Origin of the sequence: Aerosakkonema funiforme FACHB-1375 (genome assembly GCF_014696265.1) — a bacterium.
Lineage (GTDB): Bacteria > Cyanobacteriota > Cyanobacteriia > Cyanobacteriales > Aerosakkonemataceae > Aerosakkonema > Aerosakkonema funiforme_A.
In genome coordinates this window covers 38,991-65,064 of sequence record NZ_JACJPW010000031.1, presented here as the reverse complement: position 1 = coordinate 65,064, position 26,074 = coordinate 38,991, and the positions used below count along the sequence as shown (strand labels likewise).

At 44.7% G+C, this 26,074-nt stretch carries 28 protein-coding genes; 7 read left to right on the top strand and 21 right to left on the bottom strand.

Annotation, left to right across the window (positions count from 1 at the left end; all coding sequences use genetic code 11):
- Positions 1-26: 26 nt before the first annotated feature.
- The 7 genes from H6G03_RS13770 to acpP form a co-directional block, all read right to left on the bottom strand.
- A complete protein-coding gene (locus H6G03_RS13770) occupies positions 27-527 on the bottom strand; it encodes a CGLD27 family protein (RefSeq protein WP_190464941.1) in 501 nt (166 codons plus the stop codon).
- Between the two features lie 5 nt (positions 528-532).
- Positions 533-979, bottom strand: a complete 447-nt coding sequence (gene rsfS / locus H6G03_RS13765; RefSeq protein WP_190464940.1) for a ribosome silencing factor — start codon at positions 977-979, stop codon at positions 533-535.
- 125 nt (positions 980-1,104) lie between these two features.
- Positions 1,105-1,716, bottom strand: coding sequence for a bis(5'-nucleosyl)-tetraphosphatase (symmetrical) YqeK (yqeK, locus tag H6G03_RS13760; RefSeq protein WP_190464958.1), 612 nt, complete (start codon positions 1,714-1,716; stop codon positions 1,105-1,107).
- 139 nt (positions 1,717-1,855) lie between these two features.
- Complete coding sequence (locus tag H6G03_RS13755) at positions 1,856-3,115, bottom strand: glycosyltransferase family 4 protein (RefSeq protein ID WP_190464939.1); 1,260 nt, start codon at positions 3,113-3,115, stop codon at positions 1,856-1,858.
- 910 nt (positions 3,116-4,025) lie between these two features.
- Positions 4,026-6,038: a transketolase gene (tkt, locus tag H6G03_RS13750; RefSeq protein ID WP_190464938.1), complete on the bottom strand. Its 2,013-nt coding sequence runs from the start codon at positions 6,036-6,038 to the stop codon at positions 4,026-4,028.
- 221 nt (positions 6,039-6,259) lie between these two features.
- Positions 6,260-7,519 (bottom strand): beta-ketoacyl-ACP synthase II, encoded by a 1,260-nt coding sequence (gene fabF, locus H6G03_RS13745; RefSeq protein WP_190464937.1) that lies wholly within the window; start codon positions 7,517-7,519, stop codon positions 6,260-6,262.
- A gap of 116 nt (positions 7,520-7,635) precedes the next feature.
- On the bottom strand, positions 7,636-7,884 hold the full coding sequence (gene acpP, locus H6G03_RS13740; RefSeq protein WP_190464936.1) for an acyl carrier protein: 249 nt from the start codon (positions 7,882-7,884) through the stop codon (positions 7,636-7,638).
- Between the two features lie 253 nt (positions 7,885-8,137).
- Between acpP and H6G03_RS13735 the strand changes: the two genes are divergently transcribed.
- From H6G03_RS13735 to H6G03_RS13725, 3 genes are all read left to right on the top strand, one after another.
- Positions 8,138-9,034, top strand: coding sequence for a CoB--CoM heterodisulfide reductase iron-sulfur subunit B family protein (locus H6G03_RS13735; RefSeq protein ID WP_190464935.1), 897 nt, complete (start codon positions 8,138-8,140; stop codon positions 9,032-9,034).
- A gap of 160 nt (positions 9,035-9,194) precedes the next feature.
- Positions 9,195-9,734 carry a YqhA family protein gene (locus H6G03_RS13730; RefSeq protein WP_190464934.1) on the top strand — a complete coding sequence of 180 codons (540 nt, stop codon included), beginning with the start codon at positions 9,195-9,197 and terminating at the stop codon, positions 9,732-9,734.
- 231 nt (positions 9,735-9,965) lie between these two features.
- The gene (locus H6G03_RS13725) at positions 9,966-10,451 is read left to right on the top strand and encodes an SH3 domain-containing protein (protein WP_190464933.1); all 486 of its coding nucleotides are present in this window, start codon (positions 9,966-9,968) and stop codon (positions 10,449-10,451) included.
- A gap of 177 nt (positions 10,452-10,628) precedes the next feature.
- On the opposite strand, the gene H6G03_RS13720 is transcribed toward H6G03_RS13725, so the two are convergent.
- The 6 genes from H6G03_RS13720 to H6G03_RS13695 all read right to left on the bottom strand — a co-directional run bounded on the left by H6G03_RS13720 (position 10,629) and on the right by H6G03_RS13695 (position 14,968).
- Positions 10,629-11,069: an Hsp20/alpha crystallin family protein gene (locus H6G03_RS13720; protein WP_190464932.1), complete on the bottom strand. Its 441-nt coding sequence runs from the start codon at positions 11,067-11,069 to the stop codon at positions 10,629-10,631.
- A gap of 205 nt (positions 11,070-11,274) precedes the next feature.
- Positions 11,275-12,318 (bottom strand): UDP-3-O-(3-hydroxymyristoyl)glucosamine N-acyltransferase, encoded by a 1,044-nt coding sequence (gene lpxD / locus H6G03_RS13715; protein WP_190464957.1) that lies wholly within the window; start codon positions 12,316-12,318, stop codon positions 11,275-11,277.
- Between the two features lie 27 nt (positions 12,319-12,345).
- The gene (locus tag H6G03_RS13710; RefSeq protein ID WP_190464931.1) at positions 12,346-13,593 is read right to left on the bottom strand and encodes an aminoacetone oxidase family FAD-binding enzyme; all 1,248 of its coding nucleotides are present in this window, start codon (positions 13,591-13,593) and stop codon (positions 12,346-12,348) included.
- A 7-nt stretch (positions 13,594-13,600) separates the two neighbouring features.
- Positions 13,601-13,768 (bottom strand): rubredoxin, encoded by a 168-nt coding sequence (rd, locus tag H6G03_RS13705; RefSeq protein ID WP_190464930.1) that lies wholly within the window; start codon positions 13,766-13,768, stop codon positions 13,601-13,603.
- A gap of 106 nt (positions 13,769-13,874) precedes the next feature.
- Positions 13,875-14,642 (bottom strand): ChaB family protein, encoded by a 768-nt coding sequence (locus tag H6G03_RS13700; protein WP_190464929.1) that lies wholly within the window; start codon positions 14,640-14,642, stop codon positions 13,875-13,877.
- Positions 14,643-14,773: 131 nt separating this feature from the next.
- The gene (locus tag H6G03_RS13695; RefSeq protein ID WP_190464928.1) at positions 14,774-14,968 is read right to left on the bottom strand and encodes a hypothetical protein; all 195 of its coding nucleotides are present in this window, start codon (positions 14,966-14,968) and stop codon (positions 14,774-14,776) included.
- A gap of 540 nt (positions 14,969-15,508) precedes the next feature.
- On the opposite strand from H6G03_RS13695, the gene H6G03_RS13690 reads away from it, so the two are divergent.
- Together H6G03_RS13690 and H6G03_RS13685 are read left to right on the top strand one after the other, a co-directional pair.
- Complete coding sequence (locus H6G03_RS13690) at positions 15,509-16,075, top strand: SRPBCC family protein (RefSeq protein ID WP_190464927.1); 567 nt, start codon at positions 15,509-15,511, stop codon at positions 16,073-16,075.
- Positions 16,076-16,283: 208 nt separating this feature from the next.
- Positions 16,284-16,820, top strand: coding sequence for a type IV pilin-like G/H family protein (locus tag H6G03_RS13685; protein ID WP_190464926.1), 537 nt, complete (start codon positions 16,284-16,286; stop codon positions 16,818-16,820).
- 58 nt (positions 16,821-16,878) lie between these two features.
- Here the strand turns inward: H6G03_RS13685 and H6G03_RS13680 are convergent, their stop codons facing one another.
- Both H6G03_RS13680 and H6G03_RS13675 read right to left on the bottom strand, forming a co-directional pair.
- Complete coding sequence (locus H6G03_RS13680) at positions 16,879-17,502, bottom strand: hypothetical protein (protein ID WP_190464925.1); 624 nt, start codon at positions 17,500-17,502, stop codon at positions 16,879-16,881.
- Between the two features lie 212 nt (positions 17,503-17,714).
- A complete protein-coding gene (locus H6G03_RS13675; RefSeq protein WP_190464924.1) occupies positions 17,715-17,999 on the bottom strand; it encodes a GNAT family N-acetyltransferase in 285 nt (94 codons plus the stop codon).
- Positions 18,000-18,209: 210 nt separating this feature from the next.
- Here H6G03_RS13675 and H6G03_RS13670 point away from each other — a divergent pair, with 210 nt between their 5' ends.
- On the top strand, positions 18,210-19,523 hold the full coding sequence (locus H6G03_RS13670; RefSeq protein ID WP_190464923.1) for a DUF2252 domain-containing protein: 1,314 nt from the start codon (positions 18,210-18,212) through the stop codon (positions 19,521-19,523).
- A gap of 97 nt (positions 19,524-19,620) precedes the next feature.
- Here the strand turns inward: H6G03_RS13670 and H6G03_RS13665 are convergent, their stop codons facing one another.
- The 6 genes from H6G03_RS13665 to H6G03_RS13640 form a co-directional block, all read right to left on the bottom strand.
- Positions 19,621-20,073 carry a hypothetical protein gene (locus tag H6G03_RS13665; RefSeq protein WP_190464922.1) on the bottom strand — a complete coding sequence of 151 codons (453 nt, stop codon included), beginning with the start codon at positions 20,071-20,073 and terminating at the stop codon, positions 19,621-19,623.
- A 184-nt stretch (positions 20,074-20,257) separates the two neighbouring features.
- On the bottom strand, positions 20,258-20,740 hold the full coding sequence (locus tag H6G03_RS13660; protein ID WP_190464921.1) for a GNAT family N-acetyltransferase: 483 nt from the start codon (positions 20,738-20,740) through the stop codon (positions 20,258-20,260).
- A gap of 32 nt (positions 20,741-20,772) precedes the next feature.
- Positions 20,773-23,223 carry a glycoside hydrolase family 31 protein gene (locus tag H6G03_RS13655; RefSeq protein WP_190464920.1) on the bottom strand — a complete coding sequence of 817 codons (2,451 nt, stop codon included), beginning with the start codon at positions 23,221-23,223 and terminating at the stop codon, positions 20,773-20,775.
- A 398-nt stretch (positions 23,224-23,621) separates the two neighbouring features.
- Positions 23,622-23,804: a hypothetical protein gene (locus H6G03_RS13650; protein ID WP_456057566.1), complete on the bottom strand. Its 183-nt coding sequence runs from the start codon at positions 23,802-23,804 to the stop codon at positions 23,622-23,624.
- 74 nt (positions 23,805-23,878) lie between these two features.
- The gene (locus H6G03_RS13645) at positions 23,879-24,016 is read right to left on the bottom strand and encodes a hypothetical protein (RefSeq protein ID WP_190464918.1); all 138 of its coding nucleotides are present in this window, start codon (positions 24,014-24,016) and stop codon (positions 23,879-23,881) included.
- A gap of 76 nt (positions 24,017-24,092) precedes the next feature.
- The gene (locus tag H6G03_RS13640) at positions 24,093-24,317 is read right to left on the bottom strand and encodes a hypothetical protein (RefSeq protein ID WP_190464917.1); all 225 of its coding nucleotides are present in this window, start codon (positions 24,315-24,317) and stop codon (positions 24,093-24,095) included.
- 219 nt (positions 24,318-24,536) lie between these two features.
- Between H6G03_RS13640 and H6G03_RS13635 the strand changes: the two genes are divergently transcribed.
- Entirely contained in the window at positions 24,537-25,970 is a 1,434-nt protein-coding gene (locus H6G03_RS13635; protein ID WP_190464956.1) for an IS1380 family transposase, read from the top strand.
- Positions 25,971-26,074 lie beyond the last annotated feature (104 nt).

Sequence of the window (26,074 nt, the reverse complement as noted above, 5' to 3'; positions counted from 1 at the left end):
TCTAAAATCATTACACGGCTGAGCGCTCACAGAATAATCCAAATGAGGCTGCCGATGCCAAAAGATAAAACTAGGATTGCAAAGGTACGTTGGAGGCGTTGAAGAATCGGTTGAACTTCGTAAGTTGCAATCAGTTGATCGCGGGTAAACACTTCTGGAGGTTTAGTCCAGCATTGCCCGTCGTACCAACCAGACTCTTCGTATATCACATTGACACAAGCCAAGCGATCGCGCACGTACATCCAGCCCAAGTATAGTTGTAGCAGAACTAAACCAATAAAAAAACTGGATAGAGCCGCACCACATAAGATAAACTGGCCTGGAGCCTTCTGAGGGGCAAAACTGGCAGATGCCACCGGCCCGGTGAGCAACCAACTCCAACCCCACACCCAAGCCATCTTTCTAACGTAGCTGACCCAATCTAGAGTTGCCCAACTAAAGAACCAAGACTCTCTCAGTTCTTGGTACTCGTTGATGGGTAGCTGTTCGGATGGAACTGGGCATATAGAAACAGAAGACTCCATCATTCACCTCAACTGGTTTCGATTTGCGGCAGTTCTATTCGTTCTGCGTGCCCCCAAAACGCTTCCAGATTATAGAACTCGCGTTCGCGAGGCATCAAGATGTGGGCGATCGCATCACCGTAGTCCAGAACTACCCAGGTTCCCTCTGCTAGTCCCTCTATGCGGCGGGGACGACGTTGCAGTTCTTGTTCTACTTTTTCTTGTATGCTTTGAGAAATAGCTCGCACCTGTACCCTGGAAAAGCCAGTGACAATTATAAAATAATCGGCCAGATAAGAAACCTCTGACACTCGGAGTACTACAATATCACCTCCCTTGCGGTCTGAGGCTGCTTCAGCTATGTTCAAAGCCAGTGCGCTGCTGGTATCTTGCCTGTTTCCAATTGAGTTGGCCGCGCTGCCGTCTGTCAAAACAGTTGGGTATGCTGATTCTATGCTTTTGATATGATCGGACATTAAATGGCTCGATCCTTATCGAGTTATAAAGGTATAGATTTACGCTGGTTTCACCAATTTTTGAATTCAACGTTGTCTTTATTTTAAATAAGTTCGCTAAATTTTGGGCAATCTGCCGATCGTGTCTATGTCGGCATCAGGTTTTTATTATTTTCCGCTTGCCCCTGCTTTTGGTTTGCCATTTGCATAGCCCAATTGCGGGTCAGTATAGTTCTGGGGTGAATTAATCGATGGGTTGCTATCAAATATTTCAGCGAATAATCGCAAGTTCGCCAAACAGCTTTGTATAGATTTTGGCGACTTTCTTGCCGCAGAGCTTCTAGCTCTGGGGTATTGCCTCGTTCCGGCTCTAGACTGTCAGCTAAAAATACGCTACAGCTCAACAAGCTCATACCGGGTCTGCCCAAAGTATGATTCCGGATGGCCTGCAATATTTCTTCATCATCTACGCCAAACACGTCTCTAGCCACGATCGCACTTACTTCTGCGTGCAGTAAATGCGGATTTTCCTCATCTACAGGATCGAGTTCCAATCCTTCTTGCCGTGCTGTGGAAAGGAGAAGTTGAGGTTTAAAATATTTTGCCAAATCGTGCATCAAACCGGATACAGCGGCTTTTTCGCAATTCAAATTGTGCAGCGTCGCCAGTTCGATCGACATCTGTTCGACTCGAATAATATGCTGGAGTCGAGAATGGGGAACGTTATCTGCTAACCAGGCCAATACCCGATCGCGCATTACTTTATTCAACCATATAGCACAACAACTCGATCGTCAAAGGCACTATTTACACGCCATAAGCGATCGATGTGCTTATTTTATCGTTTTTAAGATTTGAAAAGGTGACGCACCCTGCCAAAGCAGCGTCGAACATCTCCTAGCTTGGCAACGGTTTCGGCTTTGAGGCTAGCTGAGTGCCGAAAGAAGCAAACAGTTCCTCATAGCTATTCAAGGCTTGCTCAAACGAATAATGCTCTACCGCGTGCTGTCTGGCTTGCCGTCCTAGCATTTCTGCTTTTTCGGGATTGTTGTAGAGTTCTTCAATCGCAAACGCTAAAGCTTTCGGGTCTTCTGGAGTTACCACCAAACCGCCGCCGCTTTGTCGCACTGCTTTAGCCGCAGTACCGGTCGCGGGTACGGAGGCAACGATCGGACGACCTGAAGCCAGAATCACAGGAATTTTCGAGGGTAAGTTGAACGCTATTACATTCGGCTTTTGAGTCACCAAGCTTACATCTGCCGCAGCTAGCATTTCCGGTAATTTTTCGCGGGGTTGGAATGGTAACAGTTTGACGTTATGAGCTTGGTCAATTTCGCAATAATACTGCACCCGCTCCAAAGCTTGCCCATCACCTACAATTACAAACACAATTTCCGGGATATGGCTCAGCAGGGCTGCTGCTTTAATAACTGTTCTTATATCTTGAGTGAGGGCAATGTTACCGGAGTAGAGTACGACAAACTTACCATTGAGTTGATGTTCAGCCCGGAAAGCGTTATTTTCCTTCGGTAAGGGGCGGATAAAATTCACATCTACCCAGTTGGGGATCAGCTCGATTTTGCTGGGCGAAACGCCTTTTGCCAGTAAGTTCTCCACAAACCCATCGGCGATGACGCTAATTTTAGTTGCTGTCCGATTGGCAAATTTTTCCAGGGCTTCAAAAGCGCGAATTACAAGTTTATTATTCAACAAACCAACGGAAACAGCCGCTTCGTGTTGAATATCCTGAACGTTCAAGACTACCGGACAGCCCCGCAGCCATCCCACTAGAGCAGCCGGTAGGCAAACTGGCAGAGGCGGTACTGTTGCCAGGATAACGTCCGGTCGCTCGCCTTTGAGGGCGAGTAGGAAGCTGGTCAGCACAAAGCTGCCATCCAATAGCACTCGATCGAGCAAACTCGGTTTCGGGCGAATCATGACGTAACTGCGTTCGATTAAAACACCGTTTCTTTGTTCGGCTTTGTACAGTTTCCGTCGGTATCCGGGGTAGATGCGGCGTTCTGGATAGTTAGGCATGGCCGTGACAACGCGGACTTCGTGACCGCGCTTGACCAAACCTTCTGCCAGTTCCGTCATCAGGGGAGCGATGCCGATCGGCTCTGGATGATAGTTGTAGGAGTAAATTAAGATCTGCATACCCCAAGTTTATGCAATTTTGTAAAAGACTGGCGAGTAATTTTATATCTAAAGGTAGATGTTTTTTTGGAGGCTCCTGTTGTTATACGTTTAGGCAGAGTTTTTGGCTAACGCCTCCTTTTTCCGGCCTATCTGCACTCGCAACCCCCATAGCACCTTAAACAAGGTTGTTGACACTCTCATTAGCTCGCCAAACTAAGTATTCCCCAGCGGACGCTTTGAGTTATCAAAGCAGAACAGCTAATTTGGCCAAGTTTGACTGATATTGCTAAGGCAAAAGGTTTTCCTTTTCTTGAATGACATTTAAACACCGATCGCGAGAATCGTCAATTTAATTTATTTAGTGCTTTGGCCTTTTTTTGTCGCCAATATTTCTTCTGCAAAGCTTGACATTTACTGAAAATATACGTACCCAGCTAACCTCGCAAGCTTAAGTAATTTCACTGAACCGACTATTAGATACTTACAATTGCCAAAGATAAATGCTTTGTTACTCTCTCCGAAAGAATGTAAGTTTTTCTGCTATCCGGTAAAGAAGTAGAGTAGTAACGGTATACTAATAATAGTGCGACACACCATTATCTCTAATTAGCTATTTAATCAGGCGATCGTACTTTCCTTGAACTTCCCCAATTCATCCAATTTTCTACCATTGGTCGTGGCGCTATCAGCATATCACAATTATTAGAAACTTATCCATTCAACACCTGCTCAGCCGTAAGGGTCAGGTGTGTAAAAATTTGAGAAACAATAACTTGATTACCTGTAAACTCAGTTGTTTGGTAAGTTTGACCCACTAACAACAAAACAGAAACCTTATTTTGCAAGATTATTTAAAAAAAAGGTGGGCATCTTGCCCACCCACAAGTATTACAGGCATCTTGCCTGCGAAATCTTGTCGATCGAACTATTAACCCAACAATTCTTTAGCTTTAGCTAACACATTATCAACGCTAAAACCAAATTTTTCCATACAAACGCCGCCTGGGGCAGAAGCACCAAAGCGATCGATACTAACAGTATCGCCTTCAGCACCTACGTACTTGTGCCAGCCGAAACTGCAACCAGCTTCTACAGACAAACGCTTGGTGACAGCTTTCGGTAGTACAGATTCTTTATAAGCTGCATCTTGTGCATCAAAGATATCTGTGGAAGGTATGGAAACGACGCGCACTTTCTTACCTTCAGCAGTGAGTTTCTCCGCAGCGGTAACGCAAAGGCTAACTTCCGAACCAGTACCGATGAGAATAATATCCGGTGTACCATCAGAATCAACTAAAATGTACGCTCCCTTGGCTACACCTTCAATGGAAGTACCAGCTAAGTTGGGGAGATTTTGACGACTGAACGCCAACAGGGTAGGCTCGTTTTTCTTTGCTTTTTCGATCGCAACTTTGTAAGCGCCAGAAGTTTCGTTTCCATCTGCGGGACGAATTACTGTCAAATTAGGAATTGCACGCAGAGAAGCGAGAGTTTCGATCGGTTGGTGGGTTGGGCCATCTTCTCCTTGTCCGATCGAGTCGTGGGTCATTACCCAAATCACACCAGCATCAGACAGCGCGGATAAGCGGATCGAAGCCCGCATATAATCTGTAAAGATCAGGAAGGTAGCGCCGTAGGGAATCAATCCCGAACCGTGTAGAGCCATCCCATTACAGATTGCGCCCATACCGTGTTCCCGCACGCCAAAGTGGATGTTGCGGTTTTGGTATTGCCCTTTTTGAAACTCGCCAATCCCTTTGAGTTCGGTAAGGTTAGAGTGGGTCAAGTCAGCAGAACCACCGATTAACTCAGGTAAAACTGGTGCCAGTTTGTTGAGGCAGGTTTCCGAGTGCTTACGGGTGGGCAGTGCTTTATCTTCAGCAGTGTAAGTTGGTAATACTTTATCCCAACCGTCTGGCAGTTTGCCGCTCACGAACCGTTCAAATTCAGCTGCTTCTTGAGGATATTTAGCTTTGTAATCAGCTAAAGCCTTGTTCCAGTCTTCTTCGTAACCAGCACCGCGTTCTACTGCTTTGCGCGTATGTTTGAGAACATCTTCTGGGATCGCAAAAGGTTCGTATTGCCAACCCAAATTATCGCGAGTCAGTTTTACTTCGTCGTTACCTAAAGCCGCACCGTGTACGCCTGCGGTATTTGCTTTGTTGGGGGAACCATAACCGATCGTGGTTGTCACCTTAATCATGGTGGGCTTATCGGTGACAGCTTTTGCCGCTTCAATAGCTTTAGCAATTCCTTCTAAATCGGTATTGCCATCTTTAACGTGGAGGACGTGCCAACCGTAAGCTTCAAAGCGCTTGGAAACATCTTCTGTGAATGCCACATCTGTAGAACCGTCGATCGAGATGTGGTTGTCATCGTACAGAGCGATGAGTTTGCCTAATCCCAAGTGTCCTGCCAAGGAACAAGCTTCACCGGAAACTCCTTCCATATTGCAACCATCACCCAGGATTACGTAGGTGTAGTGATCGACAATTTTGGCATCGGGTTTGTTGAATTTAGCGGCGAGGTGAGCTTCAGCCATCGCCAAACCGACTCCATTGGCAATCCCCTGTCCGAGTGGTCCAGTGGTCACTTCTACACCGGCGGTCACAAAGTTTTCCGGGTGTCCGGGAGTTTTAGAGCCCCACTGACGGAATTGCTTGATATCCTCGATCGTGACGCTATCGTAACCCATGAGATAAAGCAGGGCGTACTGTAACATAGAGCCATGCCCTGCGGAGAGAACGAAGCGATCGCGGTTAAACCATTTCGGATTTTTGGGGTTATACCGCATAAAGCGATCCCAAAGCACAAACGCCATTGGCGCTGCGCCCATTGGCAGTCCTGGGTGACCAGAGTTTGCTTTCTGTACCGCGTCTACTGCTAGAAAGCGGATGGAATTAATGCAGAGTTCCTCAAGCGATTGAGTTGCTACGGCCATAATCTGTAAATCTTTTTTACGACGGTCGAAAACTTGGTATGCGAGCTGAAATGTCGCTGCTCTGGATCGCCCCAAAACAACATACCCATCATCCCACTAGCAGGATCGATGGGCAAGTAGTTTTTATCGGGCTAGGGCTAGGGTTAAGGCGTCAGGAGTAAGAAGAAATTTGCTCTTTTTTGTCCCGACCCCCATTAATACTACCCAATCCCTTGTCCTATTTACCCATTTGCAACGTATTTTTTAAACGCTAAAGTGACGTTGTGACCTCCGAACCCGAAAGAGTTGGACAAAGCCACTTCGACTTTTTGAGCCCGACTTTGGTGGGGGATGTAATCTAAGTCGCACTCTGGGTCGGGGTTTTCTAAGTTAATTGTCGGTGGAACTCGATCGTTGGCAACTGCCATGACGGTTGCAACTGCTTCTATGCCGCCGGAACCGCCCAAAAGATGTCCTGTCATCGATTTGGTGGAGCTGATCGCCACTTTGTAGGCGTCTTCTCCCAAAGCTTTTTTAATTGCTGCCGTTTCGGTAACATCGTTGGCGGGTGTGCTGGTGCCGTGGGCGTTGATGTAGCTAACCCGGTCTGGAGTAAGACGGGCGTCTTTCAAACACAGCTGCATCGCTCTGGCGGCGCCTTCTCCACCCGGTACTGGGGCGGTCATGTGGTAGGCATCGCAGGTCATGCCGTAACCTACGATTTCAGCATAAATTTTAGCCCCGCGACTCAGGGCGTGTTCTAGTTCTTCCAACAAGAGAATACCGGCACCTTCGCCCATGACAAAGCCATCGCGATCGCGATCGAACGGACGAGATGCACGCCCCGGATCTTCATTGCGCTTCGATAACGCCCGCGCTGCCGCAAATCCTGCTAAGGATAGAGGTGTTACCGCTGCTTCCGTGCCGCCGCAAATCATGGCTTGGGCATAGCCCCGTTGGACGAGGCGAAAGGCATCGCCTATGGCATTGGAACCTGCGGCACAGGCGGTTACGGAACAGGAGTTTGGCCCCTTCGCGCCGATGTGAATCGCGGTTAACCCAGCCGCCATGTTGGCGATCATCATGGGAATCATGAAAGGGCTACAGCGATCTGGGCCGCGAGTTAAGTAAATCTCTTGTTGATCTTCGAGTACCTTGAGACCGCCGATACCTGTGCCGATGATCGCGCCTACCTGTTCTGCGTTCAGTTCGTTGATAACAAACTGAGCGTCTGCTAGAGCCTGCTTGCTGGCAGCTACTGCAAATTGGGCAAAGCGATCCATGCGCTTGGCATCCTTACGATCCAGGTAGTCGAGGGGATTAAATCCTTTCACCTCACCGGCAATGCGGCAATCATGCCGGGACGGATCGAACAAGGTTATCGGCCCTATGCCGTTACGTCCGCTTAACAATCCTTCCCAATACTCTGTTAAGGTATTGCCAATGGGTGTAATCGCGCCCAGACCGGTAATAACAACGCGCTTACCTTCAAAATCTGTCATGATTCAGCTATCAACTTGGGCTTCCACACCCAGAACGCAGAACAAAATACACAACCGAGAGATACTTTCTCCCTAATTTTTACTCAGCACTCAGCAGTCAGTACTCAACAGTAAATTTACGCCGATGCGGCTACTTTATCGTTGATGTAGTTTACCGCGTCTTGAACAGTCCGAATTTTTTCTGCATCTTCGTCGGGAATTTCGATATCGAACTCTTCTTCTAACGCCATCACCAATTCTACGGTGTCCAGGGAGTCAGCCCCCAGATCGTTGGCGAAATCGGCTTCTGGTTTGACGTCGCTTGCTTCAACGCTCAGCTGGTCTGCCACAATTTTTTGGACTTTCTCAAAAGTTTTATCGCTCATAGTCATCCCTTTTCGCAGTTGCCAGAACTTCCTCTGTCGGAAACACGGTTCTAAGCATTTCTTAATCTTATCTGAATATGGCGATCGCTCTATCACCACATTTGGCCAGTTTTCTGACTGACACTAAAAGCCGGAAAATGCCCAATTGGGCAGCCGATATGGGTATTACCCACCTCCCACATCCCACAAACAGGCGATGATAGAGAAAGAGTCCCCATTTGGCTCCCCGAAACCTTACCAATATACTTGACAAATGAAACTTAGATATGCTTATTTTCCCGGTTGTGTTGCCCAAGGTGCCTGCCGGGAACTATATCAATCTACCGCAGCCCTGACTCAAGCGCTGGACATCGAATTGATTGAGCTAAAAAAGGCTTCTTGCTGCGGTTCGGGCACTTTTAAAGAAGAATCTCGCTTGTTGGAAGATAGTGTTAATGCCCGCAATATTGCTTTGGCAGAAGAACTGAATCTACCCTTGCTCACTCATTGCAGTACGTGTCAGGGAGTGATCGGTCATGTAGATGAACGTCTCAAACAAGCCCAGCAAACAGACCCAGTTTATTTAGAACAGATTAATGGCTTACTCAAAAAAGAAGGTTGTTCTCCTTATCGGGGTAGCTCTGAAGTCAAGCATCTCCTCTGGGCTTTAGTGGGAGATTACGGTTTAGAAGAACTGCAAAAACGAGTTTCCCGAAAATTGAGCGGTCTGCGCTGTGCAGCGTTTTACGGATGTTACCTCCTCCGCGCTCAAAAGTCAATCCCTTTTGACGATCCGTACAAGCCAGAATCTATGGAAAATGTGTTTCGGGTAGTTGGGGCGACACCTATATATTACAGAGGGCGAACGCAGTGTTGCGGTTGGCCGCTTTCTAGCTATGCTACAGAGCAATCTTTTCAGATGGCGGGAACGCATATTCAAGAAGCAAAAGCCGCTGGTGCAGATTGTCTGGTAACGCCTTGTCCTTTGTGTCACTTGAATTTAGATTCGCGTCAACCAGAAGTAGAAAAGGTCATTGGACAAGAGTTAGGTTTACCGGTGCTGCATTTACCGCAGTTGGTCGCTTTGGCGTTGGGGATTGAGCCAGAAAAGCTCGGTTTGCAGAAGCATATTGTTTCTACCCGCCCGGTATTAGAAAAATTGGGATTGTAGGCCCACGATGCTGGGCGATCGTTATGGCAGCAGAGACTAATGGCCGTTTCAAGGGTCTTTAGTCTCTACTTATCTAGATTGTTGCAAAAATTTTAGCAATCAACTAAAATCCCATTGCTGTTTGGGGTATAATGAGCCGATAGATTTTGGGGCTTATTATATGCGATTTGATAAAAGAGTTGAGCAAGTAACGGAAAATTTACTTTGGGCTGTGAGATTTTTGGCTATTATTCCCGTCTTGTTCGGGTTAATTAGCGTCATAAATTTATTTTTGCTTGGCAGTTTGGAAATTATAGAAGCTATTAAACAGTACTCCCATTTGCATGAAAATCACTCCCAAGCTATTACCAAAGTTATGACTAATATTATTGGGGGAATAGACCTTTATTTAATCGGAATAGTTTTGATGATTTTCAGTTTTGGGATATACGAGTTATTTATTTCCAAAATAGACGTTGGCAGAGCTAATAAGGAAATCCGCATTTTGGAAATTCACTCTTTAGATGAACTCAAAGAAAAAGTGTTAAAAGTCATTGTTATGGTGTTGGTAGTTAGCTTTTTTAAACAAGTTACAGCGATGCCAATACAAAACTACCAAGATATACTTTATTTAGCTATCTCGATTATACTCATTGCCGCCAGCAGTTACTTGATGCACAAGTCACATTCTGGTAACCAAAACAAGTCATCTCATGAATAAGGCTGGTTTTTAAGTTTTCATTATCCTTAGTGGGGTAGCGGGGGAGTGGGCAGGGAGGAGACTATGTTGAATACGTAAAGTTTTGTATAGATATGACAAAAAAATCGATCGCTAGCTTTGCAGGATGAGCAAAAAAGCATTTTTGCTTGGAAACACTCAATCCAAAACCTAATATGGCAACCAGAAATATGGAATAGGAGCTAGTTTACTTTGATAACTTAGGAGGATAAAATGAAACTAAATTTCATATTCACTACAATTGCAAGTGGATTTTTTACTGTATTAAATACACCTATTTTATCATCAGCACAATTAGATATTTGTCGCAATTACACAGTTCAAGATCCGCGAGATACTTATGTAAACTTGCGTGCTACTCCCAACGGACGTATTATCAGAAGAATCACTAACGGAACTCAGGTAACTGCTACAGGAATAGAAAGAAATGGTTGGCTTCAAGTGCGAGTAGGAAAATCCGGAAGCAGAGGTTGGATAGATGGGGATGGTCTGGTTCAAAATGAGGATTACGTAGTTTTCGATCCCAAGGATACAGGTGTGAATATTCGCAAAGAACCCAACGGAGAAATTATCGGTCGCATACCAAATGGTACAACTATAGACGAACCGATTAATTACGTTGGCAGCTGGGCGGAAATACCCCAGTTTAATGGTTTCATAAATGAACGTTTAATTCGCGAACCTGATTGCGATTTTTAGTGGCTAATTATGCCATTTTTAGTCTGGGATATTCTTGTAATTTCACTACTGAGATAAATAAAATTAAAAACTCCGTTGTTTGTAACTCAGTTTTGATAAACGATCTTCTTTTAATTAGCAGAGAAACCTGGTTTTTAAAAGAAACCAGGTTTCTCATATTTTTGTTCTCAGATTTGCTTAGCTATTAACAACATTCACCTTGACAACTTTCCGCTGCAATTCTTCTGCTTTGGGTAGAGTTAGGGTCAGGATGCCATTTTTGAATTCGGCTTGGACTTTATCGTTTTGGATAAGAACGGGTAGTTGAACTGTGCGCTGGAACTTGCCATAGCGGAATTCAGAGTGATAAAAACCCTTGTGTTCAGCTTGTTTTTCATAGCGGCGTTCGCCAGCAAGGGAAACTGCTTCGCGAGTAACGTGGATATCCAAATCTTTGCCTTCCACGCCGGGAATTTCTGCCCGCAAAGTGAGATGATTTTCTTCATCGTGTAATTCTATTGCAGGCACCCAACCTTGGGAAGTTTCGCCGTTGTATTGTGCTAATTCGTCAAACATCCGATCCATTTGACGACGCAGGGTTTCCATTTCTTGAAAAGGCTGCAAACGTACAATTCTCATAATCCCAGTAACCTTCGCAACTGTTTTACAGAAACTGAATCAAATGCTTACTAAATAATCGGCTATAGATACGCTATTGAGGCTGTAAACCTTTGCGTTTATTCAGCTTTGCGTCTCTAAGCACAGTTCTATAGTGCCTTAAAACAGAATATCGGTAAGTGAGGTAAACCCTACTAATTGAGTGCGACTTTCCCGATTGTTTGGGTTACTTTTCGCTAAAGCGACGCTGGAGTTGTTTGAGAATTTGATACATTTCGGGAAGGCGGTTGTAGATAGCAGCTGTTTTGAGAAAATGTTTGTGGGAAATAGCTGGAATACCAGAGACAATTTCTCCTGGTTCTACATCATTATGAATTCCGGCTTTGGCGGAAGCGATCGCACCATCTCCAATCTTAGCTTGATTGGCAATTCCCACTTGTCCCGCTAGCAAAACTCGATTTCCTACTTTCACTCCGCCAGCCAATCCGACTTGTGCGGCTAAAGCGCTGTTAGAACCTACCTGACAGCCGTGACCGATTTGTACGAGGTTGTCAATTTTCGTGTTTTGTGCTATGCGAGTTTCTCCTACGGCGGGACGATCGATCGTGCTGTTGCAGCCAACTTCCACACCATCTTCCAGTACGGTACAGCCAGATTGTTCCATTTTGAACCAGCCATGCGGTGTGGGGACAAAGCCAAAGCCTTCCGCACCGATGACAGCACCGCTGTGAATGACGCAATTGGCACCGATGCGGGCGCGTTCGTGGATGGTACAGTTGGCGTGTAAGATGGTGCGATCGCCGATCTGCACTTCTGGGTAAATTACTACATTGGGGTGAACGCAGACGTAGTTGCCAATTTTTACGCCTGCTTGGATGACCGCGTGGGGGCCAATGTAAACATCGTTACCAATTTCAGCTGAGGGATGAATGACTGCTGCGGGATGAATTTCAGGTGCGGGATGAAAAGGTTTGTAGAAAAGTGCGATCGTCTTGGCAAATAATAATCTTGGGTCTTTTGTGGCAATCCAGGCAATCCCCCGTTCAGTTGCTTGCTGCTGTAAGGCTTCGTCTGCTGGCAAAATCAAAGCGCTCGCAGCAGTTTTTCCGACAAAAGCCGCGAATTTTCCCCCTTCTATATAACTTATGCTGCCAGGGGTCGCCTCCTCTATTGCTGCCACTCCCGCAATCTCTGGATTGAGATCTGGGTTAGAAGTCAGGCTATTGCTAGCATTCACGTCTAGTTTTTGGACGATTTCGCTAAATTTCATCATTTTCTACAAGCAATGAACTATCAATTATGAACTACCTATCGCATTACCTGCTAAGTGGGCGGTTGTCCAAGCACTTTGGAAATTAAAGCCACCGGTTACGCCGTCGATATCCAGAATTTCTCCTGCAAAGTAAAGACCGGGACAGGATTTGCTTTCCATAGTTTTGAAGTCTACTTCTTTGAGACTGACGCCGCCACAAGTAACAAATTCTTCTTTAAAAACGCCTTTGCCATTAACTTGGTATTGACCTTGAGTAAGTTCTTGAATTAAGCGATCGAGTACTTTATTAGATAAACCAGCCCATTTATCCTCCGTACCGATATCCACACGGGTGACTAAATACTCCCAAAGGCGACGGGGGATGGGTACCGGACAGCTGCTGGAAATTTGGCGTCGCGCTAACTGAGACCTAACTGCCAAGAGCATTTGACGCAGGCTTTCTGGATTGTACTGGGGAAGCCAGTTAATTTGCAAAGTTGCGCGATAGTGGTTTTCGTGCAATACTCTGGCACCCCAAGCGGAAAGTTTGAGGATAGCTGGGCCACTTAAACCCCAATGGGTGACTAATAATGGCCCGATTTGTTCAAATTCCGTTTTACCGTTAATTTGCAATCGCACGCGGACGTTATCTAAGCTTACCCCAGCTAAATCGCGCAATTGGGGGTCGAGTATGGTGAAGGTAAACAGGGAAGGAACTGGTGGTTCAATTTGATGTCCTAATGCTTTGGCAATTTGATAACCTGTTGAGTTACTGCCGGTAGCAAGCAAGAGGCGATCGCACTTTAACCTTTCTCCCGATTTCAATTCAACCTCAAATTTAGATGACGAGTTTTCCTCAACAGTCTTGACTGAAACAACAACCGCGCCGGTACGAAGTTTGACTCCAGCTGCTTTGGCAGTTTCGATCAGACAATCCACGATAGTTGCGGAATCATCGGTGACAGGAAACATTCGTCCATCCGATTCAGTTTTCAGCTCGACGCCTTGCGCCGCAAACCAAGTAATTGTATCGCGGGGTTGAAACCTGGTAAAAGCACCCCGCAAAGCTTTGCCGCCTCTGGGATAATTTTGCACTAACTGGGCTGGATCGAAACAGGCATGAGTAACGTTGCAACGACCCCCACCGGAAATGCGAACTTTGGTGAGGAATTCACGACCTGCTTCTAGTAAGGTGACAGAGAAGTGTGGATGTGCTTCGGCGCAGGTAATGGCAGCAAAAAAGCCAGCTGCCCCACCCCCTATTACCACAACTTGTAACAATGCTTGGGACACAAATTAATTAGATCTCTTCCAATGGTTCAAAGTCGTCTTTTGCTGCCCCGCAAACGGGACAAACCCAACTATCAGATATATAGTCAAAGGGCGTACCGGCTTCGATGCCGCTATCTGGATCGCCTTCTCCGGGCTTGTAGACGTAGCCGCAGACTGTGCAGATGTACTCTTCCATTTTGCTTTTTCCTCACGATCTTTATACAGTCTAAGCCTCCAGAAACTGAGTTCCGGAGGCTTTAGCTTTTCTTTGGCTTATGAGTCCAAGATCGGTGCTTGTCTTGCTAAACAGCGATTTTCTGTTTAGACCAAACACCATTTTCATCTTCTTCGTATTGCTGGTGAATGGTTTCCCACGCTGCGTGTTCTGCTTTTAACGGATCGTTACTTTGATCTAAGACGGTATTGTAGCGATCGATAAATGTTCTTTGTGCGTCTTCAGATAGATGCGATCGCACTTCGGGAGATAAGTCGTTGGCGCTGTTGCAACGACCCGAACAAGGACGAGGTAGCGCCGCTTCGTTGGTATGTACTTCTTCGCCACCAGCACTTTGCATCAGCAGCTGAATTTCGCCGGATTTGTTGGCTGGGACTTCAGCCATAACCAGAAATTCTCCAGCTTCCAGACGAGTTTGGTAAACGGTTGCTTTATCTTCCGGCATTCCCAGCGCTACGAGGGCGGAAACCAAACCAGCACCGCTCGCACCTGCAAGAGCGCCACCAGCAGCCCCCAGTAGCACGGCACCCAATGGCCCAGCGGCTACAACCCAGCCGACAAAAGGAATCCACAGTGCGCCAATACCTGTCAGCAATGCCAGAACGGAACCAAACAAGGAACCAAAGATGCCGCCTGTCCGCAGTCCCCCTAAAATCACATCTTTTTTAGAGATAAATCCGGCAATGCGGGTGGTGGACTTGAAATTTTTGCCCATCACTGAGATGTGGTCGCGGGAAACGCCACGATCGAGCAGACGCTGCACGACATCGCCTACCTGTTCTTCTTGCTTAAATACCGCTGAAATCGTCCGTTCTGCTGTATATTCAGCTGCCATTATGCTACTCCTTGAGCTTTTGTACCTTCCCTCTTGGAGAATACTGAGACGATCGCTCTGTTGAATCGCTCCTAAGATCGATCGATCGCTTGTCTCAAAGATAGATATTTATTTACATCTGTTTGTAGCTACTACCACCTTGTCATTTGCAGATAACTCAAGATGCCGATCGCGATGGAAAGCAGCAATAACACCCAGATGACGCCGCTGGGAATAAAAGTAATAAGTTCAAATCCTCTCAGTACCCAAGTTGCTAGGGTTAAGCCGATAAATATCGCAAAAATAGACGAAAATCGCCAATTGCCAAAGTTAGGAGAGTTACTCATATATAGCTAGGGACTAGGGGCTAGGGGCTAGGGCGTCGGGGAAGAAGGTTCTAGAATCAAGGCTTTGAGCAATTAAGAATGCCTTAATCGACGAGAGCGGTTGCTATATTTACACTGACACTTGAAGTTGCCAAAGCGAGCCATAATTTACATTTTAAGGGTCGCGACCTCACAGTCGGATTCGACAAACCCGGTTTTTCTAAAAAACCGGGTTTGTGGTGGACGATCGGCCCCTGTTAAGCCTGCTAAAGTAAGCAGTAAAAACACTGACTCGAATGTATAAAAAAAACAAACAGAAGTATAATTACGTGTGTGAGAGTTTGTAATTTATACTACTAATTTTTCATGTGTCTATGGGATGGCACTTTTCTTACCGTAAGATTGCGGTAAAAATTGTTCAAAACTTTATCATAACTTTGCAGGTTTTTAACTAGCTGTGGGTAACTTGATAAATAGGAGGGATAGTTGCCTTACAGTATATAAGTTAGACAAATCCAACTCCGAACCTTATTCGTATTTCTAGAAGCTGTAGAAACTAAAATGACTGTACCTTCTGTATCGGACTCGATCGCTCCAGCTAAAGATGTGGTGTGGGATAAAAAGCAGCAAATAGCGCTGCTGTCAGGGGAGATTTTGCTGGAGACGCGATCGCACTCAGCTTGGGGTGGTGCGTGTACGGCGTCGATGTACCTACCATGCAAGCGATCGCAAGCTTGGCAGCAACTGACGGACTACCCGCGCTGGGTGCAATATTTTCCCGATCTGATCCGCAGTGAAGTTTTACACCGAGGTGATAACCTTACCGGCAAAAGCAAGCGCTTGTATCAAATTGCCAGGAAAGCTTTCCTGATGTTCACCGCTGAGGTGGAAATTTACCTAAAAGTAATTGAGGTAGTCCAGCAGCAAATCCAGTTCCGGATGGAAAAAGGCAGCTTTATCGATTTTGCAGCAGATTTAAAGCTACAAGATTGCAGCAACGGCACTATACTTACGTATAGCGTACAAGCAACGCCTAACATTCCAGTACCATCAATTTTTATTCAACAGGCAATGCACTTAGACTTACCTGCCAATATGCGGAAGATGCGTCAAGTTCTTTGCAGTTAAGGGAATAGGGAAATAACGATCTGTAGCAAACTTTAGGAGAAACCAAATAACTCGCGCTCCTACACTTTCGATTTGAAAATATAGGGTGGGCAATGCCCACCCTACAATTTTAGAGATTTTGCGTGCAAATATATTTCCGCCTGTAAATGATATCCTTAAAGTAACCCAACAGGTTAAATACTAACAGGGTCTAGTAGGAGGAAAAAAAATGGGTTTCAAGTTTGGCTACCCGACTATGTTAAAAAAAGCTTATCCGTCCATCTTTACCACACTATTAACCGTGCTTTCTATGGGGATAACTGCTACCGCAGGAATTTCCACTACATACCACAATCAAAATTCTGCCAGATTTGCTGGAGTTAAACAATTTGGCCCGATAATACGAGCTAAACAAGATGAAGGTAAAAGCACCATTAGCTCATTGAATAGGGCACAGCAAGCTTATTACGTTGAAAATAACCGATTTGGAAATTTTGCCCAATTAGGAGTAGGTATCAGTCCGGAAACTGGCAATTACAGCTATAAAGTTGCTGTCGTAAATCCCAGAAGCGCAAGGGCAACAGCTTCAGCAAAAGACTCTAGAATCAGGAGTTATACGGGGGCTGTCTTTGTCATCGGGTCTGGCAATAACGCCACAACAATTACTGGTATCTGTGAAAGTAACTCTGCAACAAGAACTCCTCCGGCTATGCCTCGACTTGTTCGGAATAATATTCAATGTCCTGCCGGATCTAAAAAGATCTAAATCCAATGCGACGGGCTGGACATTTACCCAATCCGTCGCATTTACTAGGGATTTATTGTTAAAGAAATCTGATTCGATCGGCTTGCAAGTAGATTGTTTGGTTGCTCAATTGTTGAGCTTCTGCGGCACTTAAACCCCATTGAGTCTGAGCTTGTTGAGAACTCGGCATCGGTTTGATAACACCGTTGAGATTAAGTGCTTGTCCCGGTTTAACAACAACTTTGTTTTCAGCGCTACCTGCATCTAATACTGGATCGAGAACAACGAAGAGTTGTTGGTTGTTACCTGCACCCACCCAAAAAGTGCGATCGCCATTGACATTTTGAGTCGTAATATTTGTTACTTCTACCCGCTTGTTAACAAGCGACTGCTTATCTGGTGTAGTGCCAACAATTGCTAAATCGGTAATTGGTTCCCTCACAACAACAGTCTGAGTGGGAATAGGACTGGGCGTCACCACGACAGTCTGAGTGGGAATGGGACTGGGGGTCACCACGACAGTTTGAGTGGGAACAGGACTGGGCGTGACAACAACAGTCTGAGTCGGGCTGGGAGTGGAGGTAGCAGCATTCGGGTTGTTTGTGGTGTCGTTACAAGCTGCGATCGAACTGGCCATAATCGCTATGATAGTGGCTCTACTAAACCATGCTTGTTTGGCAAAAAAATTGTGATTGAATTCCATAGTCTTGACAAGCCTCCTTATCACTTTCGCTCAAGCTGGCAGTTCTTTTTGTCAAATTTTGGCTCTACCTTTCTTTGATATGCTTACTCTAAACACTGAGAAAGGCGTTACGCTTCCCCCTAATGGAATAATTAACTTAGCTAAAACGATAAGAATTTTAAATCTTAAGGTTAATTATCCAGATTTTTGGTTAACAAAATACAACCTTTATGTTACTCTAGAGATTCAAAAAATTTCTTTCCCTTGAACGTATAGGATTTATATTCGATCTCTAGTTCTTCTTGAAATCCCAGCTTTTTAAATATGTGCTGATAAACTAAGCTGGTTGCTTCGGTTACTGCCGTTCTATAATTTTTGCTTTTGGCTAGTTTTAAATTTTCTATAACTAGCGTAGAGGCGATATTTTTATTTTCATATGCCTCCCTTACTCCCAGCATAGAAATATGAAGTATTTCTCCTTTCTCGATCTGGCGATCGGCTTGGTATTTATCGTCCATCTGTAACAATATTTGCTATACAATTGAATTTTTTTTAGCAATTGTCCAAAATACACGAATCTTGTACTGATAGTAACGTATAAAGAATTGTGAAGAAATAACGAAAAGAATTGGGAATCAGTTAAATTAATACTCGCTTAACGACTGGCACCGTCACTGATCGCTTACCAGACTGAAGTTTACCAGTTTTCCATACTCGGGCAAAGTTTTATGAGCAGAAAAACCAACAAAAGCAACCGCCAGCAATTTATTATCGATGTATTCGTTAACAACTTCGGCGACCAAATGCAAGCGAATCCGAAGGGATGGCGGATCAAGTTTCGCAAAATGGCTGCTTCTGCTTTCGCCTTTTATCGCGGTAGTGCTGCTTTATTCTATGCGGATGTCGCCGACGATAAAGACCCATTTCTCAACGATCGAACCAGTCGAGTTTGGATTCAGGGAGACTTACACGCCGAGAATTTCGGCACTTATATGAACAGCGAAGGCGTACTGGTTTTCGATGTTAACGATTTCGATGAATCCTACGTTGGTGCGTTTACCTGGGATGTGAAGCGGTTAGCTGCCAGCTTAAGCTTGGTCGGTTATCAAAAGGCGCTCAGCGATGGTGAAATTAAGCAGACGATCGCCACGATGACGCGCAGTTACATCGCACAGGTGGCAGAGTTTGCTAGTTCGCCCGATCGCAGTGATTTTGCTCTCACTTTATCTAATACAACTGGCAAATTGCTGAATCTACTGCATGAAACGCGCTTAAACACGCGCATCGGATTGCTGGAAAGTCAAACTCATATTGAAAATTACGATCGCCGCTTTACTCTCGGATCGAGTGTTACTCCCGTAGATAGCGAAATTCGCACTAAGATATTAGAGGCGTTCCCCGATTACCTCAAAAGTATTCCCAGAAGCAAGAAATTCGAGCGCTTGAACTACAACATCAAAGATATCGTGGTTCGGCAAGGTATGGGTATTGGCAGTGCGGGGACATCCTCCTACAATCTACTACTCGAAGGTCCAACCCAGGCTTTGGAAAACGACATTATCATTTATATGAAACCCGCTCAAGTTGCCGCACCGAGTTTAGTAGTTACTGACCCCAAAATTAAGAATTATTTCTTGCACGACGGACACCGCACTGTGATCTCGCAACGCGCATTGCAAGCCTATTCCGATCCTTGGTTGGGTTACACTACTCTGAATGGGATGGGAATGTTGGTAGAGGAAGTTTCTCCCTACAAAGGCGATTTGGAGTGGGACGGTATCAACACAATGGATGAAATTCTAGAGTTAGTGGGTTATTTAGGTCGAGCAGTTGCTAAAATTCATTGTGTCTCTGATGTAGATAGCGATCACACTTTAGTGCCTTTCCAAACAGAAGAAGCTATTCATGGTGTTCTGAAGGGTCGGGAGGATAAGTTTGTGGATGCAATAGTGAAGTTCGGCGAAGAATATGGCGAGGTTGTGCGCGATGACCATCGACTGTTTGTCGATGCTTTCCGCAATCATCTATTTCCAGGATTGTAGTTTTTTATCTGGATCGATCGCCGTAAGGTAAAAAGAAACCAGGTTTCTTGAACAAACCTGGTTTCTAGGGCGTATTCTTCCCACCTAAAACTACAAATTAAAGCCTGAGACTGCACATTTCGGGTCGAGTGCTGCGGACAATACTCGCACGAAATAAAGGCTCGTTTAGAGTAGGCATCACACCCATTTCAATCTTCAAAGATGAGATTTGTAAATATTTATCTAAGATAAATTGCACTAGATTTTTATTCAGGATTTCCCAATAGTCTGTTTCGTTCGCGTAACTGATGAAAAAATTATCGATATCTTTTTTAACTGACATCAAATCTGGGTAGTCTTTTTGGTCGATCGCTTCTGCTGTCAAGCGATAGGCAACTTTCAGATTGAGGATAGCTCCTCCCTGATGTTGAATTGCGTAGTTTGGCAGTTTAAATGTAAAGATTTCTTCGTGTCCATTGCATTCGGGAACAGTTTCAGATATGGAGGGTAATGTAAATAGATTGAAGCAAAGCATTAAGGCTATAAAAAAAATCAAAAATTTGCGAAACATAGTTTTTGGATTCGGGGTACAAAGCTCAAAAAGCGCGTTATTCAATAATTTTATCGTCCGATCCTAAATCCGCTCCCATTGCTAAGGGCATCAACGCCGCTACGCGATCGCCCCTGCATAATACATATTTTGATATTTTTGTCAATTTATTCTAGTGGACTGGCCCTCCAGTAACTGCACTTTTTCACTCTAATTCGGTCAGCATTTCGATCGTACTGACGCGAAAACCGCAGGAAGAAAACAACTTTCTTGCTGCTTCGTTAGGTGCAGCCGTGTCGAGTCGAATTTGTTTGACACCCATTTTGTTAACAAATTCGATCGCCTGCATTACCATCTGTCGTGCAATCCCTTGCTGACGATATTCTGATTCAACCCAAATATCGTGTATAAAAGCATATTCCTTGAGACGATAAATTGGTATTTCCCGTTCTACCGTTGCTACCAAAAATGCCACCAATTGTTTTGATTCAGGCGCTTCCGTTTCAGCGACTAAAAAAACGGCGCGATCGTCTGTGGCTATTTTACTCAACCAGCGATCGTATCGCCATTCTGGATTTGGTAAAAAGCCATATTTGGCAGCATCCCAATCTTCGTGCAAAGCACAAATTTTGGCAACCATCGGTAGAACTGCGGGTACATCAGCGGGTGTCGCGGGACGAATTATCATAAGAGGGAAGCAAAGGTGTAAGTTAAGTTTCGCTATTCCTCAACCCAAGCTACCGCGTTTTCAGATCGGCGACGAAAGTAAATTTTCTCAAAAGTGCCGCATTCTAAACGATTACCTGAAACAGCAACTTCTTCGCCATCTATCCAAGCTTGCTGTGACTCAAACCCGTGCAGATGCACCTTCACACTTTGGTAAGGGAAAGCAAAATCGCCTTCCTGTTCCCAGGTTAAATCTAATCCTTCCTCAAATAACACGATTCGGAATACATCAAAGCGCGATTCTCCATAGCCGTCACCCGCATCGCCGTACATCCATCCTACGGAGTTTCCCTGCACGGGTGGGTAGAGATGCAGAATTAGTTGCTTGGCTTCTTCCATTGGCAGAATAGTGCCGGCTTTTACCAAAAGAGGGATTTGCTCTAATGGTGCTTCCAGATTAACTTGCTGCGATCCTTCCAATAAAGCATCATCCCAGAAATTATACCAATGTCCTTTTGGTAAGAGGAAATTGCGCGATCGCACCTCTGCCTCAAAAATCGGACATACCAGCAGAGAATTACCCAAAAGAAAAGCATCATCCACATCCCAAAGCCGAGAATCCTCACTATCAGACCAAAAAACCGGACGAACGGGAGGATAACCCTTCCGGGACGCTTCCCACGCCAAAGTATAGAAATAAGGCATGAGTCGATAGCGCAATTGCAAGAATTGCCGCATGATACTCAGATAAGGTTCGCCATAACTCCACGGTGCGCGATGGGAAACGTTATTTGAGGAATGAGTCCGGAAAAATGTCAGAAAACTCGACATTTGGAACCAACGGGTGTAAAGTTCCGCACTGGGATTTCCCTGAAAACCGCCGGTATCTGGGCCACTGTAAGGAATTCCGGACAGTCCCAAACCTACTACCGTTGACACGGTAATTCGCATCGCCTCCCAGCTACACTCGATATCGCCAGTCCAAGTCCAACCATAGCGCTGCAAACCTGCCCAACCGGCACGAGAGACGATGAAGGGGCGTTGGTGAGGTCGATGGTGGGACAAACTTTCGTAACCGGCTTTAGCTTGCAGGAATCCATAAAGATTATGGGCTTCGCGATGGTCGCCGCCTCTACCTTCCATATAATGCTGGGTGGGTTTGGGAAGAGAGCGATCGCCCCATAAAATAAAAGCAGCCGGTTCGTTCATATCGTGCCAAAAGCCTGACACGCCGACATCCAGTAGATATTCGTACTGGCGACTCCACCACTGGCGAACGACTGGGTTGGTGAAATCGGGGAAAACGCACCAACCCGGCCAAACTGGGCCTGTAGCCAGCTTGCCGTTGGGTAATCGGCAAAAAGCTTCCAATAGCTGACCTTCCAGGAATAAGTTGCTGTGGCGGCTGTACTTGATGCCGGGATTCATAATTGCGATAAACCGCACGCCTTGTTTTAGCAGTTCCTTGGTAAAACTGGGTAGCTTGGGAAAGCGATCGGGATCTATAGTAAAAGCGCGGAATCCCACTTGAACGTCAATATCCAAGTGAATCGCACTCAAAGGTAAGTTATGTTCCTCAAAAGACCTCGCTTCGGCGCGGACAGCCTCTTCAGTACGATATCCCCAGTGAGATTGATGATAGCCCAAAGCCCAACGGGGAGGTAGGGGGGCGCGTCCGGTCAACTCTGTGTAGCGTTCCAACAGTTGCGTGGGTGTGCCGCAAGTCACGTAGTAACGCAGCGAACCCCCCTCGAAGTCTGCTGTCGCCATATCCCCCAGAGTAAAAGTGGCTTCGTAAGAATTTTCGTAGAAAACTAGGTAACTGCCTTGCTGGTGCATACCCCAATAAACTGGTATACACAAATACATCGGATCGGAACCTACACCGTACATCCCGGCAGCATCGTAGTTCCACATCCGATATTGAGCTTCCAGTCTGCCGTCTTTGGGGTTACGCAGGTTGAGCGGAAAAGCCCGTTCTCCCAATCCGTAGATGTTTTCTTCTTGACGCAGTAATGCTTGATGAATCCACCCTTCGGCTTTGCGCTGCGGCGGCATTTCTTCCCGCACGATCTGTCCGGTAGCATCGCAGAACTTCACACTGCCATTGATGCCGACGATGACTTTGAAAGTATCGCTCGATACGCTATAGCTATCTTCAGCTTCGTCTAAATTTGTTTCTACTTCCGGCCATTGGTGGCGGGCAATTGCGTAGGGGACGGGAGGTATACCCGGTCTCCAGGCAAGCCGGACTAAATCGGCAGTCAGAAAATATACTTCCAGTTCGGCTCGCTCGAAGTAAAAGTAAGCACCTCGGCTGCTTTTTTCAGCGCGGATAAGTTTGCCGGGGTTATCAAAAGCTTCGTCGGATTGGGGAGGCGGGAACTGCTGTTCGATGCGATCGCGTTTAAGCGAGTATAAGTATGCGTGTGGCGCAAAACCCAAGTAGAATAGGGTTCCTGTAAAATACTTCCATCTTTGCGATATTTGCTTCCAAAAATTCATAAAGCAATAGTTAGGGCCAAGATTTTGACCCGTGTAAAAGTTCGTTTACACAGTTAACTTTTTTAGAGCAAAACAAATTCTGGCTCAAAAGCTCATCAATCTTGAGTAAGATTTTTTTCTACTACTGTAGCTGTAGAGGTAATTCATGAATTACCTCTACAGCCTAAAGTCCAAATAAAAAACCCCTGCTGTCAGGGGCATCAACAGAGTGCATCTACTTAATTAAAAGGTAATTCCCGATCGGTACTCGGCAGTTCACACAAGTGGGTGAAATTTACAGAAAGAAACCAAGTTTATCTGAAAAATTATTATTGGCAACGATAAATAGGTTGTGTTGAAATATTTATGCAAAAGCTTATGCCTGTTTTGCTTTGATAACAAAAAATATTTTTTTTATGTTACAGATTTAGCATTACCTTTGATAACAGTAAAACTTTCCCAGTTATTGAGCCGTGCGGTGCGGTAAAACCTTTTTGTTTGAGTTTGACAGCGGCGTGGTGGGTAGTGATAATTGGTAAGTTTTTATGCAGCTTTTCTGCGGCGACGCGATCGAAATGATCTTCGTGCATATGAGACAGCACAACCAAATCAAGGGGAGGTAGCTGCTCTATTTCTATCGCTGGATCGGTTGTGCGATCTGAGCGTATCCCATAACCTATTTGGGATCTGTCAGAATGGGGAATCCTGTGTAGCGCAAAAGGACTGTGGCGGTGCCAACCAACAAAATTTCACCGCTTTCTAAGTTGAATTTTTCACCCTTTGTTGGCATTGTAAGTTCTTTTGCTTTTTTCATAAAATGCTCCTTTAAAAGGTATTGATTTTCAGCTTATAAAAGGCACAGCATTCTTGCCATCCTGACAATAAAATTGTTAGTCGCGATCGTAACCGGATTTATAGCGATCGCTCGGTCTTTCCACCGCAGCAGCATTTTCTGGCGCTTCATCGAGTCTGGTGGAATCGCCACCCAGATCGACAAGCTGTTCCACATCTAGTGTGGGATCGGTAGCCCCGTATTTCTCACAAACTGTGCGATCGCCAATCACCAAATCCTTACAGGATAAGGGTTTTAGCGTGCAAACGCCCAGTTTCCACATCCAACAGTGTGTAAATCGGTAGCAATTCAAAATTATCAGGAATTAGAGGGGGAGGAAATCAAAGATTAACCGTGAATCTTTGAGCATAATTAAATTATTTAATTATCAATTATTAGTTGGATAAATCTGCTATAATTGAGGAATAAAAAAACAAATATTCCTCAGTTTATGACTCTCAATTATTAAAAAAAAGCTAGGAAAAAATTTAATCTAGGAAAAATTAAAGGCAAAGAAATCATCGCTAATTTTTCGGGAGGGAGAATCACTTCAAATGCTGGCATTGTCTTAATAGCTGAATTAGATAAAAAATTGAAAATTAGCCAGCGATTCGCCAATTGTTTTCAAGATTATAGAAATTCGTCCTATATAGATTATGCAGTTGAGCAATTAGTCACCCAAAGAATTTATGGACTCATATTAGGTTACGAAGATGTCAATGACCATGACAAATTACGTGATGATCCAGCTTTAGCTATCGCCTTGCAAAAACTTGATAAATTAGAATCAAATCAACGAAATTTAGCTGGAAAAAGTACAATTAATCGATTAGAGTATTGTCCCGAAACTATCCTCAATCAAGAAAGTAGTCGCTATCATCGGATTGAACATGACCCCAAAAAGATAGAAAACCTTTTTGTTGACATCTTTTTACAGTCTTATCAAAAGCCTCCTTCTCAAATTATTTTGGACATGGATGTCACAGACGATCAAGTACACGGCAATCAATCAGGAGCCTTTTTCAATACTTATTACCAAGGAGTTTGTTATGCTCCATTATATATTTTTTGTGGGCATCATTTATTAGTAGCCAAGCTACGTCCATCTAATGTAGATCCAGCAGAAGGAGCATTAGAAGAATTACAAAGAGTGATTGGATTAATTAGAAAAGAATGGCCAACTACTCAAATTTTAGTGCGGGGCGATAGTGCTTATGCGCGGGAGGAAATCTTTAATTTCTGCGAAAAACAGGCTGGCGTTGAATATGCGATAGCTATGGCAACTAATAGCCAATTAAAGTTAAGAGCTAACAATACAATTGAGAAAGCTAAAAATGAATACTTAAAAAAGCTTGAACCGATTGTTGAATTGATGGAAAGCCTTTTTGAGAAAAATGAAGATTTAGAAGTAGTCAGAGCGTTAGTTCCTAGTTCAACTTGGTATCGTTCTTTATGTTATCAAACTGAAAAATCATGGAGTCATCTTAGAAGAGTTGTGACGAAAGTTTGTTATGGGAGTGAAGGCTTAAAAATTCGTCATGTTGTTACTTCTTTACCCGCTGCCAAAATTACTCCATCAGAACTTTATACAGACAAATATTGTCCGCGAGGAGAGATGGAAAATCGCCTGAAAGAACAACAATTAGATTTATTCGCTGACCGCACTTCGACTCAAACATTTTCAAGTAATCAATTAAGACTTTGGTTTTCATCAATAGCTTATGTTTTGATGCAAGCTTTTCGTCATCGTTGTTTATCTAAAACTTCTTTTTCTAAAGCAACCGTCGGCACAATTCGTCTGAATTTCCTGAAGTTGGGAGCGAGAATTACTGTGAGTGCTAGACGAATTTTGATGGCGATTACCAGTGCTTGTCCCTCTCAAGATATTTTATCTATTGCTTACGATAGAATTCAAGGGAGTCAAGATACTGGTTGATTTTTTTGACGGGAACTGGTTCAACTTCATAGCTTACCAATGACTGCTCATATACGCAGTCTACTTTCTGATGAGAACTTTTTTGAATTAAGCTGATTTTACTG

Excerpts from the sequence above, each read along its gene's own strand:
- H6G03_RS13660 (WP_190464921.1), bottom strand. The coding sequence starts at position 20,740 with ATGATAATTCGTCCCGCGACACCCGCTGATGTACCCGCAGTTCTACCG.
- H6G03_RS13730 (WP_190464934.1), top strand. The coding sequence starts at position 9,195 with ATGCGATTTGATAAAAGAGTTGAGCAAGTAACGGAAAATTTACTTTGG.
- lpxD (WP_190464957.1), bottom strand. The coding sequence starts at position 12,318 with ATGAAATTTAGCGAAATCGTCCAAAAACTAGACGTGAATGCTAGCAAT.
- H6G03_RS13675 (WP_190464924.1), bottom strand. The coding sequence starts at position 17,999 with ATGGACGATAAATACCAAGCCGATCGCCAGATCGAGAAAGGAGAAATA.
- H6G03_RS13770 (WP_190464941.1), bottom strand. The coding sequence starts at position 527 with ATGATGGAGTCTTCTGTTTCTATATGCCCAGTTCCATCCGAACAGCTA.
- H6G03_RS13645 (WP_190464918.1), bottom strand. The coding sequence starts at position 24,016 with ATGAAAAAAGCAAAAGAACTTACAATGCCAACAAAGGGTGAAAAATTC.
- H6G03_RS13695 (WP_190464928.1), bottom strand. The coding sequence starts at position 14,968 with ATGAGTAACTCTCCTAACTTTGGCAATTGGCGATTTTCGTCTATTTTT.
- yqeK (WP_190464958.1), bottom strand. The coding sequence starts at position 1,716 with ATGCGCGATCGGGTATTGGCCTGGTTAGCAGATAACGTTCCCCATTCT.
- rsfS (WP_190464940.1), bottom strand. The coding sequence starts at position 979 with ATGTCCGATCATATCAAAAGCATAGAATCAGCATACCCAACTGTTTTG.
- tkt (WP_190464938.1), bottom strand. The coding sequence starts at position 6,038 with ATGGCCGTAGCAACTCAATCGCTTGAGGAACTCTGCATTAATTCCATC.
- rd (WP_190464930.1), bottom strand. The coding sequence starts at position 13,768 with ATGGAAGAGTACATCTGCACAGTCTGCGGCTACGTCTACAAGCCCGGA.
- H6G03_RS13655 (WP_190464920.1), bottom strand. The coding sequence starts at position 23,223 with ATGAATTTTTGGAAGCAAATATCGCAAAGATGGAAGTATTTTACAGGA.
- H6G03_RS13725 (WP_190464933.1), top strand. The coding sequence starts at position 9,966 with ATGAAACTAAATTTCATATTCACTACAATTGCAAGTGGATTTTTTACT.
- fabF (WP_190464937.1), bottom strand. The coding sequence starts at position 7,519 with ATGACAGATTTTGAAGGTAAGCGCGTTGTTATTACCGGTCTGGGCGCG.
- H6G03_RS13665 (WP_190464922.1), bottom strand. The coding sequence starts at position 20,073 with ATGTTTCGCAAATTTTTGATTTTTTTTATAGCCTTAATGCTTTGCTTC.
- H6G03_RS13735 (WP_190464935.1), top strand. The coding sequence starts at position 8,138 with ATGAAACTTAGATATGCTTATTTTCCCGGTTGTGTTGCCCAAGGTGCC.
- H6G03_RS13680 (WP_190464925.1), bottom strand. The coding sequence starts at position 17,502 with ATGGAATTCAATCACAATTTTTTTGCCAAACAAGCATGGTTTAGTAGA.
- H6G03_RS13700 (WP_190464929.1), bottom strand. The coding sequence starts at position 14,642 with ATGGCAGCTGAATATACAGCAGAACGGACGATTTCAGCGGTATTTAAG.
- H6G03_RS13640 (WP_190464917.1), bottom strand. The coding sequence starts at position 24,317 with ATGTGGAAACTGGGCGTTTGCACGCTAAAACCCTTATCCTGTAAGGAT.
- H6G03_RS13685 (WP_190464926.1), top strand. The coding sequence starts at position 16,284 with ATGGGTTTCAAGTTTGGCTACCCGACTATGTTAAAAAAAGCTTATCCG.
- H6G03_RS13720 (WP_190464932.1), bottom strand. The coding sequence starts at position 11,069 with ATGAGAATTGTACGTTTGCAGCCTTTTCAAGAAATGGAAACCCTGCGT.
- H6G03_RS13690 (WP_190464927.1), top strand. The coding sequence starts at position 15,509 with ATGACTGTACCTTCTGTATCGGACTCGATCGCTCCAGCTAAAGATGTG.
- H6G03_RS13755 (WP_190464939.1), bottom strand. The coding sequence starts at position 3,115 with ATGCAGATCTTAATTTACTCCTACAACTATCATCCAGAGCCGATCGGC.
- acpP (WP_190464936.1), bottom strand. The coding sequence starts at position 7,884 with ATGAGCGATAAAACTTTTGAGAAAGTCCAAAAAATTGTGGCAGACCAG.
- H6G03_RS13670 (WP_190464923.1), top strand. The coding sequence starts at position 18,210 with ATGAGCAGAAAAACCAACAAAAGCAACCGCCAGCAATTTATTATCGAT.